This is a genomic window from Streptomyces sp. NBC_00038, from assembly GCF_026343635.1.
Classification (GTDB): domain Bacteria; phylum Actinomycetota; class Actinomycetes; order Streptomycetales; family Streptomycetaceae; genus Streptomyces.
In genome coordinates, this window is sequence record NZ_JAPELQ010000001.1 from 4,333,036 (window position 1) to 4,345,134 (window position 12,099).

Genomic DNA, 12,099 nt, shown 5'->3' on the forward strand with positions numbered 1-12,099 from the left:
AGGTCCGCTTTGCATCAGATCTGCAACAGGCCTGGCATGAATCTGCTCACTCTCTTGTATGGCGCACAGTGCGGCACTGCACACTGGTCCGCATGAACGATTGGCCCGACGAGAACCGCAACAACCGTTACGGACGCGGCAGCGCAGGCGCACAGCCCGAGAGCGCGCGCGTCATGCGGCAGGTCCGCCGTGGCCAGCCGGGTCCCGGTCCGTCCGCGCCGCCGTACGGCGGGGTGCCCCAGCAGCCGACGTACGTCGACGGGCAGGGGTACGGCGACCAGTACGACAACGGCTACAACTCGGGCCAGGTCTACGGCACGCCGAACGGCGGCGGACCGCAGGGACCGGGCGGGCAGGGCGGCGGACGGGGTCCGCGCCGCGCGCCGAACTGGGGCCGACGGATCAAGTGGACCGCCATCACCTTGGTCACACTGCTCGTCGTGGTCTCCGTCAGCACCTACTTCTGGGCCGACTCCAAGCTCAACCGTGACGTGGATCTCTCGAAGGTCATCGACCGCCCCGAGGCGGGCGCGGGCACGAACTACCTGATCGTCGGTTCCGACAGCCGCGAGGGCATGACCGCCGAGGAGAAGAAGGAGCTGCACACCGGCTCCGCCGACGGCAAGCGCACCGACTCGATGATGATCCTGCACACCGGCGACAACGGCTCCACGCTGATCTCGCTGCCGCGTGACTCCAACGTGGAGATCCCGACCTTCGTGGGCTCCGAGTCGGGCAAGACGTACGAGGGCACGGGCCGCGAGGTGAAGCTCAACGCGGCGTACGCGGAGGACGGGCCCGAACTGCTGGTGCGCACCGTCGAGTTCAACACCGGGCTGCGCATCGACCACTACGTGGAGATCGGCTTCGCGGGCTTCGCGGACATCGTCGACTCGGTCGGCGGCGTGGAGATCGAGATCCCCAAGGGCGGCATGAAGGACACCAAGTCCGGCGCCGACTTCGAGGCGGGCAAGCAGACCCTCAACGGCGAGCAGGCCCTCGCGTTCGTCCGTACCCGCTACGCGCTCGCGGGCAGCGACCTCGACCGTACGAAGAACCAGCAGAAGTTCCTCTCGGCGCTGGCCAACCAGGTCGCGACGCCGGGCACCGTCCTGAACCCCTTCAAGCTCTACCCGACCATGGGCGCCGGCCTCGACAGCCTCATCGTGGACAAGGACATGAGCCTGTTCGACCTCGCCGACATGTTCTGGGCCATGAAGAGCGTCAGCGGCGGCGACGGCACGTCGATGAACATGCCGATCTCCGGCTCCTCCAATGGCAACCTCCTCTGGGACAAGGCCAAGGTCAAGACGCTGGTGAACGAGCTGAAGAACGACGAGAAGGTGACGGTTACGGGCGACTGAGCCGGGCGTTCCGGGCGACTGAGCCAGGAAACGTGTGAAGGGCACCCGAGGGGGTGCCCTTCACTCGTTTCAGGCGGCGGTCACATCGAGGCGCCCGCCATCGCCCGGCACATCTCGGCGCAGCGGCGACAGGACTCCGCGCAGCGCATCATCTGGGGGTCGTCCGGCATCGACATACACGCCTCGGCGCACATGTCGCAGGCCTTGGCGCACATGGCGCACATCTCGGCCGACATGGGCGAGCGGCGCATCATCATGTCGGCGCACATGCGGGTCATCTCGGAGCAGTCCATGAGCGCGCGCATGACCTGCATCTGGGCCTGGCCGCCCATCTGCATGCAGGAGCTCATGGTCTCCTCGCACACGGCGTGGCAGGACATGCAGGCCTCGACGCAGTCCTGCATCGCCTTGCTCATCGCGGTCATGTTTCCGGTCTGGGTCATGACTTCTCCCGGGGGTGGGGGCCCCTGAGCGGGGTCCCGTGCCCTTCCGTCGTACGCCGTCCCGGCCGACCCCGCCATCGGACGGCAGGCGGAAGAGGGGCTCGGGAAGGCCCCTCCCCCGCATCCGCCCTTACGGCAGGTTGCGGGCCATCACGATCCGCTGGACCTGGTTCGTGCCCTCGTAGATCTGCGTGATCTTCGCGTCGCGCATCATGCGCTCGACCGGGTAGTCGCGGGTGTAGCCGTACCCGCCGAGGAGCTGGACGGCGTCCGTCGTGACCTCCATCGCGACGTCCGAGGCGAAGCACTTGGCCGCCGCGCCCTGGAAGGTGAGGTCCTTGTCGCCGCGCTGCGACTTCGCCGCTGCCGCGTAGGTGAGCTGGCGGGCGGCCTCGATCTTCATGGCCATGTCGGCGAGCATGAACTGGATGCCCTGGAACTCGGCGATGGGCTTGCCGAACTGCTTGCGCTCCTGGACGTAGCCCTTGGCGTAGTCCAGCGCTCCCTGGGCGATGCCGAGGGCCTGGGCCGCGATCGTGATGCGGGTGTGGTCCAGGGTCTTCATGGCGGTGGCGAAGCCGGTGCCCTCTTCGCCGATCATGCGGTCGGCGGGGATGCGGACGTTGTCGAGGTAGACCTCGCGGGTCGGGGAGCCCTTGATGCCGAGCTTCTTCTCCGGGGCGCCGAAGGAGACGCCCTCGTCCGACTTCTCGACCACGAAGGCGCTGATGCCCTTCGAGCGCTTCGTCGGGTCGGTGACCGCCATCACCGTGTAGTACTCGGACTCGCCGGCATTGGTGATCCAGCGCTTCACGCCGTTGAGGACGTAGAAGTCGCCGTCGCGGACCGCCTTCGTCTTCATACCCGCCGCGTCCGAACCGGCGTCGGGCTCGGAGAGGGCGTACGAGAACATCGCGTCGCCCTTGGCGAGCGGGCCCAGGTACTTCTTCTTGAGGTCCTCGGAGCCGGAGAGGATCACGGGGAGCGAGCCCAGCTTGTTCACCGCCGGGATGAGGGAGGAGGACGCGCAGACGCGGGCCACCTCCTCGATCACGATCACCGTGGCAAGGGCGTCCGCGCCGGCGCCGCCGTACGACTCGGGCACGTGCACGGCGTGCAGGTCGGAGGCGACCAGGGCGTCCAGGGCCTCCTGCGGGAAACGGGCTTCCTCGTCCACCGCGGCAGCGAACGGCGCGATCTTCGCCTCGGCCAGCGAACGGATCGCGTCACGGAGCATGTCGTGCTCCTCGGACGGGCGGTACAGGTCGAAATCAGCCGATCCGGCCAAGGTCTCTCACGCTCCAAGGATGCTGTGACGGTGGTGCTAACTACCGTTAAGTAACCCAAATTTTAGGGGCCCGCCCACGTCAGGGATACGTGAGCTTGGCGACAGAGGGAAAGTTGCCCGTTGAGGGGCCGTCGCATGCCCCGGATATGCTCGGGCGCGCATCCCCGCCGTACACCTCAGGAGTACCCATGGCCCTCAAGATCACCGTGATCGGCACCGGCTATCTCGGCGCCACCCACGCCGCGGCCATGGCCGAGCTCGGCTTCGAGGTCCTCGGGCTCGATGTCGTGCCCGAGAAGATCGAGATGCTCAAGCGGGGCGAGGTCCCGATGTACGAGCCGGGGCTCGAAGAGCTGCTGCGCAAGCATGTCGCGGGGATCGAGGGGTCCAGCGGGCGGCTGCGCTTCACCATGGACTGGGCCGAGGTCGGGGAGTTCGGGGACGTCCACTTCGTCTGCGTGAACACGCCGCAGAAGCACGGCGAGTACGCGTGCGACATGTCGTACGTCGATGCCGCCTTCGAGTCGCTCGCCCCGCACCTCCACGGCCCCGCCCTCGTCGTCGGCAAGTCCACCGTGCCCGTCGGTTCGGCGGAGCGCCTGGCCGCCCGGCTCGCGGAGCTCGCGCCCGCCGGTGAGGACGCCGAGCTGGCCTGGAACCCTGAGTTCCTGCGCGAGGGCTTCGCCGTGGGCGACACGCTGCACCCCGACCGCATCGTGGTCGGCGTACGCAGTGAGCGCGCCGAGAAGCTGCTGCGCGAGGTGTACGCGACGCCGGTCACGGCCGGATCGCCGTTCGTGGTCACCGACTTCCCGACCGCCGAGCTGGTGAAGACCTCCGCGAACTCCTTCCTCGCGACCAAGATCTCCTTCATCAACGCCATGGCCGAGGTGTGCGAGGCCGCCGACGGCGACGTCGTCAAGCTGGCCGAGGCCATCGGGCACGACGAGCGGATCGGGAAGAAGTTCCTGCGGGCCGGGATCGGGTTCGGCGGTGGCTGTCTGCCGAAGGACATCCGCGCCTTCATGGCCCGCGCCGGTGAGCTGGGCGCCGACCAGGCGCTGACCTTCCTGCGCGAGATCGACTCGATCAACATGCGGCAGCGCGGGCAGATGGTGGAGCTGACGCGGGAGGCGCTCGGTGGCGGGTCGTTCCTGGGGAAGCGGGTCGCCGTCCTCGGTGCCGCCTTCAAGCCCGACTCGGACGACGTCCGGGACTCGCCCGCGCTGAACGTCGCCGGGCAGATCCACCTCCAGGGCGGCCAGGTCACCGTCTACGACCCGAAGGGCATGGACAACGCGCGCCGGCTCTTCCCGACGCTCGCGTACGCCGACTCCGCCATAGAGGCCGTACGCGGCGCCGATGTCGTACTGCACCTGACCGAGTGGCGTGAGTTCCGCGAGCTGGACCCGGCGGTCCTTGGCGAGGCCGTGACGACGCGGCTGGTCCTCGACGGGCGCAACGCGCTCGACCCGGAGGCGTGGCGGCGGGCCGGGTGGACGTACCGCGCGATGGGGCGGCCGACAGCCTGAAAGGCCGTCCTTTCGGGCCGCGCACGGTCGGAGAACCGCCGGGTCGAGTTCCGTGAATTCCCGACGGGTTCGAGGTAGTTCCGGGAATTCCCGCAGATTCGGTGAAGGCTCGGCTGCATTTACGGTGATTTCCTGGAGGCGCGTCGCGGGAATTCCCGCGACGCGCCTCAGTGTCGGGCCATGCCCGGGCCCGAGCCGCCCAGGCCCGTGCGGTCACCGGGGACGGCATATGCAGTCGTCCGCGAAACCCACATCACGAGTTCGATTCCCTTTCGAGCGGCATGCGGAATCGACCGTTCTCACAGTCCATGCCCCCTCGAAAGAGAGGCAGGCAACGGGCGCTTAACAAGCGTGTATCCAAAGGGAATCCACGTTCCACTCCACTGGTCGTCATTCGCCAGGGCCTTTCATTGGCTTGACCAGACCATGCCAGGAGTGAGACATGCCCTTGTTCCGCACGGCCATGGGGGTCCCCCCGCTCGAGCGAAGCCGAGAGTGGGGGAGGCCACGGGACCACCGCGACGAAGTGGTGGCGGGCGCGCTCGTCGGCGCCGTGGTGATCGTGCTGGGATACGCCTCGGGCATCGGCGCCCCCTCCGGCACCGCCGAGGCCGCCACTCCCCCGACCTCGCCGCCCGCGGTCACCGCACCGGCGAGCCCCGCCGCTCCGGGAGGCTCCGGTGCGCGGGACCCCGGTAGCGGTGAAGTGCCGTCGTACGGCGGGGTGGGCGGCGTCGGCACCGGGGGCGGCGCCGTGGACACCGGCTTCGGCACAGGCAGTACCGGCGGTACGACCGACCCCGGACACTCCGGTCACGAGACCTCGCCGCCCACCGGCACCGCCTCTCCTTCCCCCTCCCCCACGCCCACCCCCTCGCCGACCGACCCGGGCACCGACACCTGCGAGGAGGGTGAGGTCGTCCTCGTGGGCCCGCTCCTCACCGGAGTCACCGAGCCCCTCTTCGACGTGCTGAACGGCAGCGAGGAGACGCCGGGACCGACGCCCACCCCCTGTGTCGGGCTCGCCCCCGTCTCCGTGACCGGGCTGCTCGGCATCAGCGCCTCCCCGACGCCGGAGGCGACCCCGTGACCGGACACGTCCGCCGCACCCTGGTCCTGCTCGTCCTCACCCCGCTCCTGTACGCCCTGGCCGTCGCGCCCCAGGCCGCCTCCGCCCACACCGAGCTGGTGTCCGCCTCCCCCAAGGACGGCGCGGAACTCACCAAGGCCCCCGACCACCTCACCCTCACCTTCGACGAACCCGTCGACCTCGCCGACGTGCGCGTACTGACGATGGACGGCAACCGGCTCCCGGTGTCCCGCACAGCGGGCGGCGGCAAGGACAGCGTGCGGGTCGCCCTCGCCGCCCCGGCGGGTGGTGAGCTCGCCGTCGTCTGGTCCGTGGTCGACGAGGAGGACGGGCACGCGTCCTCCGGGCGGCTCACCTTCGGCGTCGGCGCTGCGACCACAGCCACCATGACCGGCGGCGACGAGGCCGCGTCCCCCGTTCCCGCACCTTCCCCCTCGGTGCGGAAGGGCCTCGTCGCCGCCCGCTGGGCCGGCTATCTCGCGCTGGCGCTCTTCGTCGGCGGGCTGGCCTTCGTCACCCTGCTGTGGCCGCGCGGCGCGCACGAACCGCGGGCCCGGGCACTGCTCGTACTCGCCTGGACCGTCGGGCTACTGGCGACCGTCGCCGCCCTCGGTCTCCAGGGCGCGTACACCGCGCTAGGCGGTCTCCGGGACGCGCTGCGCCCGGCGACGTACGCCGACGTGCTGGCCACCGAACCCGGCGCGGTGCTCGCCTCGCGCGGTCTGCTCTGGGTACTCGCGGCCGTGGTCCTCGGCGCGCTGATGCAGGGCGGGGCGGGCACCTCCCACTCCCCGGGCTGGCGGGTGGGCGCCCTCGCCGTGGCCTTCGGGCTGCTGCGTACGACCGGCATGGCGGGCCACAACTCCGAGGGGAGCGAGCCCACTTGGGGTGCCATCGCCGACTTCGTCCATCTGCTCGGCGCCTCGCTGTGGATCGGCGGCTTGGCCATGCTCACGGTGGCCGTGCTACCGCGCAGGCGGGCCGGGGAGCTGGCCGCGGTGGTGCCCGGCTACTCGCGGCTCGCGGCCCTGAGTGTCACGGGCATCGTCGCCGCGGGGCTGGTGCTCGCCTGGCAGGTGGTGGGCTCGTACGACGCCCTGCTGCACAGCTCGTACGGCCATCTGCTGCTCATCAAGACGGCCGTGCTCGCGGCCGTCCTGCTCGCCGCGTACGCCAGTCGCCAGTGGGTGCGTACGCGCCTCGATCTCGCCGTGCTGCTGCGCGGTGACGCCGCGAGTGTGCGGCCTTTCGGTTACTCGGTCGCGGTCGAGACGGGGCTCGTCCTCGTCGTGCTCGTCGTGACGAGTCTGCTGGTCACGGCCGACCCCGGCCGCTGAACTCCCCCGATGCACAAAGGAGTTGAAGTGAAAGAAAGCGACAACACCGGTGAACGGCGGCGCAGGCCGCCGGCCGGGAACCGGGGCCTGCTGGTCGCCGGGCTCGGTGCGGCGCTGGCCGCCGTACTCAGTCTCGGGCTGCTGAACGCCGCCTCGGGCTCGACATCCGGCTCCTCGGAGACGGCCGCGGGCGCGGCTCAGGCGCCCGTTGCCGCCGCCGAGGCGCAGCCCGCGGCGGCCGCCGCGGCGGACTACCAGGTCGACATCATGAGCTACGCGTACGGCGACGGGAAACAGCTCGTCGTCGAGGTCGGCCAGACCGTCCAGTGGACCAACCACGACAGCGCGCCGCACACGGTCACCACCACCAAGGCCCCGGTGGCCTTCGACTCCGGGAACCTGGAGCAGGGCGAGTCGTGGTCGTACACCTTCACCGAGGTGGGGACGTACGAGTACTACTGCGCGGTGCACCCGGACATGGTGTCGTCGGTGAAGGTCGTCGAGGCCGACGGCGGGGGCTCGACACCCACGCCCACGCCTACGTCCACCACACCTACGGCCACTCCCACGCCCACGACCGGCCCCACGGCCACTCCCACCGCGACGCCGACCACCGGACCGACGGCCACACCGACCGCGACGGGCGGCACGGGCGGCGGCTCCGGTGACGACGAGCAGTGCACCAGCATCCAGAACGTGCTGCTGCCGATCCTCCAGCACATCTACTCGGCGCACCTGGAGACGTCGCCGGGACAGCAGGTGCAGGACGCGCTCGCGCTCGACTCGTACATCAAGATGCACACGGTGTGGGTGGAGAGCATCATCAAGCCGGCCGTATCCGGCGGCAGTTCGGTGCTCGACAGCACGCTCAGTGTGCTGCTGAACCACATCTACTCGGCGCACCTGGATCAGTCACTCGGACAGCAGATCACCGACCTGCTGGACGTCGACAGCTACGTGAAGATGCACACCGTCTGGGCCGGGCAGATGCTCACGCCCACCACGGACTTCCTCACCGACAACTGCTGACGCGCTCCGCGACACGGGGGACGCCGCTCCGGCCGGGGCTCAGCCGGCCGGAGCGGCGCCCTCCCATTCTCCACACCTTCGCCACGCTTCGGGAACCGCTTTCAAGGAGTCCGGGATGACGACCGTCACCCTGCCCACCGTCCCTCCCCCGCCGGAGTCTCGCTCCGGCACCGGCCGGCTGTTGCCCCGACCCGGCCGGTACACGGTCGCGCCCGGCCGCTCACTCGCCGAACTCACCGCCTGGTACGGCCCGTTGCCGACCCGGCGCCGCCGCGTCCCCCTCTCGGCGGCGTCCCTCACCGTGTCCGCCGAAGCCGAACACCCCGAGTTCCGCTTCGAGTTCGACGGCACCCACCTCACGGCCGCGCTGACCTCGGAACGGATCGACAGGGTCCGCGGCCGTCTCCAGCTCACCGGCGACCTCGACCTGAACGACGTCGGCTTCCCCGTCCTGCTGCGGCTGCGCGTGGTCGAGCGGGCCGACGACCGGCTGCTCGTCGTGGGCACCGCCCGGCTGCCGTACCGGCTGCTGCGCCGCGCCACCGGGTTCCGGCTGCCGTGGCACCTGCCGGCCACCCGGCTGCGGCTGCTCGTCGCGGCGGAGTTCGCGTGAGCGCGGCCCGGCGAACGGCACGGCGGGTGGCCCGGAGCGCCGCCGCGTCGGCCGTCCTCGCCCTCCTCGCCCTGCTGCTGCTCCCGCCCGGCCAGGCCTCGGCGGCCACCTACAGCGTGACGATGAAGGGGTACGCCTTCTCGCCCGCGAGCCTGTCCGTCCCCGTCGGGTCCACGGTGACCTGGACCAACCAGGACACGGCACCGCACGACGTGAAGACCACCTCGGGCCCGGTCTCGATCCACTCCCCCATGCTCGACAAGGGGGAGAGCTGGAGCTTCACGTTCGGCACGGCCGGGTCCTACGGCTACTACTGCACGGTCCACCCGGACATGACGGCCGGGATCACGGTCCGCGCGGCGGCACCGGCGACCACGGCGGCGGCGCCCACGCACTCGCACGCGGAGAACTCGGGCTCCTCCGGCACGTCCGGCTCCTCCGGTACGTCGGGTTCCTCGGGTTCTTCGACGGGACAGTCGCGGCAGCAGGCGTCCTCGCCGAGCCGCACGGTGACGAGCAGCAAGCCGCCGACGATGAGCATGCCGGCGTCGTCGCCGCCGTCCACGGCCCCCGGGGCAGCCGTACCGCAGACGTCGCAGTCACCGCAGCCGGGACAGCCGGACCAGCTCCAGACCACCGCCTCGGCGGCCCGCCCGCTCGACCCCCTGCTCGTGCTGGCCGGCATCGTCGCCGGTGTCGCCGTGCTGTGTCTGCTGGTCGTCGGGTCCCGGGCGGCCGCGCAGGATAGGGAGGAGACGGAAGCGGAGGCGTAGATCAGTCCTTCGCCCGGTAGCGGCGCATCTTCGCGCGGGCGCCGCACACCTGCATCGAGCACCAGCGGCCGCGGCCGGCCGGGGAGCGGTCGTAGTAGGCCCAGTGGCAGTCGACGGCCTCGCAGGCCTTCAGCCGGGTCCAGGTGCCCTCGACGAGAGCCTGGGCGACGGCCGCCGCGACACGGGAGAGCAGCGGGCCCTCGTCCGCCGGGGCGAGGGCCGCCGAGCCGTCGCCCACGTCGACCGTCACCACCAGGGGCGCCCGCGCGAGCAGCTCGCCCAGCGGGGTCACCGTGCCGTGCGGCGGGTGGCCCGCGTGGGCGAGCAGGGCCGCGCGCAGGGACTCGCGCAGTTCGCGGGCCCGCTCCAGCTCGCCCTCGGGAACGCCGAACCCCGCCCGGCCCTCCGCCCCGTCCAGTGAGTCGGCGCCCGTCTCGATGTCCAGCGTGTTCACCAGGGACTGGACCAGGGCCAGGCCCCCGGGCGCGGGCCATCTGTCATTCATGCTTGCGACGTTACCTCCAATGCGGGAGCATGCAGTAACCGCCGTTACCTCTTCACGCGGTCTACAGGTAACTCGACTCCCCTGGGAGGAAGTCATGGCTCTCGCCGAACTCGGCGTCGTCGTCCTGGACTGTCCCGACCCCCGCGCTCTCGCCGGGTTCTACGCCGAGGTGCTCGGCGGCACGGTCGAGGGCGAGGGGGACTGGATCGACCTGAAACTGCCCGGCGGGCGGTCGCTGGCGTTCCAGGCCGCCCCCGGACACGTACCGCCGAAGTGGCCCGCGGGCGACGCCTCGCAGCAGTTCCATCTGGACCTGACCGTGGCCGACCTGGACGCGGCCGAGAAGGGGGTGCTGGCGCTCGGGGCGCGGGCACTCGACGCGGAGGACCGGTCGCGCGGGTGGCGTGTGTACGCCGATCCGGCGGGGCACCCGTTCTGCCTCTGCGCCTGTTGAGCCCGAAGGAGATTGCTGTGGAGCCTGTCGTACGTATGCGTTCCGTCGTGCTCGACTGCCCCGACCCCCGCGCGCTCGCCGAGTTCTACGCGCGCGTGCTGGGCGGCACACCCCAGGGCGAGGACGACGAATGGGTCGTCCTGGATGTCCCGGACGGGTATCGGCTCGCGTTCCAGCGGGCCCCCGGGTTCGTCCCGCCCGAGTGGCCGCGGGCGGACCGCAACGGGCAGCAGTTCCATCTCGACTTCGACGCCGGCAGCACCTGGGAGGCCATCGACGCCGCCCAGGAAAGGGTGCTCGCCCTCGGTGCCAGGCCGTTGGACCTGGACGACGAGGGCGGCAAGCGGGACTGGCGGGTGTACGCCGATCCGGCGGGGCATCCGTTCTGCCTCTGCCGGATCGACCACCCGGCGTAGCTATCCGTCCAGCTCCGCGATCTTCGCCGACGACGGTTCGCGGCGCTGCTGGGCCGCGCGGGCTGTGAAGTCCGCGAGGCGCAGGACGCGTTGGACGTTGCCCCAGGTGAGCAGGGCGAGGTCGGTCTCGGACCAGCCGCGGGTGAGGAGTTCGGCGATCAGGTGCGGGTAGCAGGAGGCGTCGGCGAGGTCCTGGGGGTGCGCGGCTCCGGAGTCGTAGGTCCCCGAGAGGCCGACGCACTCCGGGCCCGCGAGGGCGCGGACGTGGTCGAGGTGGTCGGCGACGTCCCGTACGGAGGGGCCCGTCTGCTCGGCGGTGAGCGGGACGAGGCACAGGCCCTTGGCGGCGCCGAGTTCGGCGAGGACGCCGTCGGGGAGGTTGGCCGGGTGGGGGCGCAGGGCCCGGGCCGCGGAGCGGGTGAACAGGACCGGGGCCTTGGACGCGGCGATCGCGCGGGCGATCGTGGCGTCCGAGGTGCCGGACAGGTCGGCGAGCACGCCGAGCCGGTTCATCTCGCGGAGCACCTCCTCGCCGAACCGGGTCAGACCCGCCTCGCTCGCCCAGGACGCGCCGGACAGGGTGAGGACGCGCAGGCCGAGTGAGTGCAGGGCGCGCAGGATGCCCAAGGAGTCGCCGAGCGCGCCCGCTCCGGCGGGGCCGAGTACGACGGCGACACGGCCGCAGTGGTGGGCGTCGTTGACCTCCGCCGCGTTGAGGGTCATGCGCAGGCCCTCGGGGTGTGCATGGACCACCGTCCGCACCAGGTCCAGCTGCTCCAGGGTCGCCCCGACGGCACGGTCGCCCGCGAGCCCCTCGGGCAGATGCAGCGACCAGAACAGGGCGCCCACATGCCCTTCCCGCATCCGCGGCACATCCGTGTCCACGGCGCTCTCGCCCAGCTCCAGGTCGAACCAGGGCAGGTGGCGCAGCGCCCAGGGCAGACCGCTGTAGCCGTCGGCGACGGGGTGGCCTGCGAGGAAGGCGTGGGCCCGCTCCAGCGGATCGGCCGACGGCTCGGGTTCGGGCTCGGACTCGGGTGCCGTCTCGAGGTCACTGGTGTCGAGCGGCAGCGGCTCGGACTCCGGCCAGGCAGCCGGCCGGTCCAGCTCGCCCACCTCAGCGGTCGTGTGCAGTTCGTCCTGCAGGTCTGCCATGACAGGGCTCCGTTGGGTGGACGGTGATCGCAGTACCACCACCGTTCCACGGAGGCCCGGACGCTTCCTGGTGGGTGGGGCGTTTGGGGGTACGCCCCAC

The 12,099-nt window shown here is 71.1% G+C and carries 13 protein-coding genes; 9 read left to right on the top strand and 4 right to left on the bottom strand.

Annotation, left to right across the window (positions count from 1 at the left end; genetic code table 11):
• Positions 1-92 precede the first annotated feature (92 nt).
• Positions 93-1,364 (top strand): LCP family protein, encoded by a 1,272-nt coding sequence (locus OG219_RS19585; protein ID WP_266828241.1) that lies wholly within the window; start codon positions 93-95, stop codon positions 1,362-1,364.
• An 80-nt stretch (positions 1,365-1,444) separates the two neighbouring features.
• On the opposite strand, the gene OG219_RS19590 is transcribed toward OG219_RS19585, so the two are convergent.
• Complete coding sequence (locus OG219_RS19590; protein WP_266828243.1) at positions 1,445-1,807, bottom strand: four-helix bundle copper-binding protein; 363 nt, start codon at positions 1,805-1,807, stop codon at positions 1,445-1,447.
• Between the two features lie 130 nt (positions 1,808-1,937).
• Positions 1,938-3,095: an acyl-CoA dehydrogenase gene (locus OG219_RS19595; protein ID WP_266828245.1), complete on the bottom strand. Its 1,158-nt coding sequence runs from the start codon at positions 3,093-3,095 to the stop codon at positions 1,938-1,940.
• A gap of 188 nt (positions 3,096-3,283) precedes the next feature.
• Here OG219_RS19595 and OG219_RS19600 point away from each other — a divergent pair, with 188 nt between their 5' ends.
• From OG219_RS19600 to OG219_RS19625, 6 genes are all read left to right on the top strand, one after another.
• Complete coding sequence (locus OG219_RS19600; RefSeq protein WP_266828247.1) at positions 3,284-4,627, top strand: UDP-glucose/GDP-mannose dehydrogenase family protein; 1,344 nt, start codon at positions 3,284-3,286, stop codon at positions 4,625-4,627.
• Between the two features lie 442 nt (positions 4,628-5,069).
• Positions 5,070-5,717 (top strand): hypothetical protein, encoded by a 648-nt coding sequence (locus tag OG219_RS19605; protein WP_266828249.1) that lies wholly within the window; start codon positions 5,070-5,072, stop codon positions 5,715-5,717.
• On the top strand, positions 5,714-7,054 hold the full coding sequence (locus OG219_RS19610) for a copper resistance CopC/CopD family protein (protein WP_266828251.1): 1,341 nt from the start codon (positions 5,714-5,716) through the stop codon (positions 7,052-7,054). Before OG219_RS19605 ends, OG219_RS19610 begins: the two co-directional genes overlap by 4 nt.
• Positions 7,055-7,081: 27 nt before the next feature.
• Entirely contained in the window at positions 7,082-8,083 is a 1,002-nt protein-coding gene (locus OG219_RS19615; protein WP_266828253.1) for a plastocyanin/azurin family copper-binding protein, read from the top strand.
• Positions 8,084-8,198: 115 nt separating this feature from the next.
• Positions 8,199-8,696: a hypothetical protein gene (locus OG219_RS19620; RefSeq protein WP_266828255.1), complete on the top strand. Its 498-nt coding sequence runs from the start codon at positions 8,199-8,201 to the stop codon at positions 8,694-8,696.
• On the top strand, positions 8,693-9,469 hold the full coding sequence (locus OG219_RS19625; protein WP_266828257.1) for a plastocyanin/azurin family copper-binding protein: 777 nt from the start codon (positions 8,693-8,695) through the stop codon (positions 9,467-9,469). The genes OG219_RS19620 and OG219_RS19625 overlap by 4 nt, the downstream gene beginning before the upstream one ends.
• 1 nt (position 9,470) lies before the next feature.
• On the opposite strand, the gene OG219_RS19630 is transcribed toward OG219_RS19625, so the two are convergent.
• Entirely contained in the window at positions 9,471-9,974 is a 504-nt protein-coding gene (locus OG219_RS19630) for a CGNR zinc finger domain-containing protein (protein WP_266828258.1), read from the bottom strand.
• Between the two features lie 94 nt (positions 9,975-10,068).
• Here OG219_RS19630 and OG219_RS19635 point away from each other — a divergent pair, with 94 nt between their 5' ends.
• Positions 10,069-10,428 (top strand): VOC family protein, encoded by a 360-nt coding sequence (locus OG219_RS19635; protein WP_266828259.1) that lies wholly within the window; start codon positions 10,069-10,071, stop codon positions 10,426-10,428.
• Between the two features lie 17 nt (positions 10,429-10,445).
• Complete coding sequence (locus tag OG219_RS19640) at positions 10,446-10,844, top strand: VOC family protein (RefSeq protein ID WP_266828260.1); 399 nt, start codon at positions 10,446-10,448, stop codon at positions 10,842-10,844.
• Here OG219_RS19640 and OG219_RS19645 read toward each other — a convergent pair whose 3' ends face one another.
• The gene (locus OG219_RS19645; protein ID WP_266828261.1) at positions 10,845-11,999 is read right to left on the bottom strand and encodes a dipeptidase; all 1,155 of its coding nucleotides are present in this window, start codon (positions 11,997-11,999) and stop codon (positions 10,845-10,847) included.
• Between the last annotated feature and the right edge of the window lie 100 nt (positions 12,000-12,099).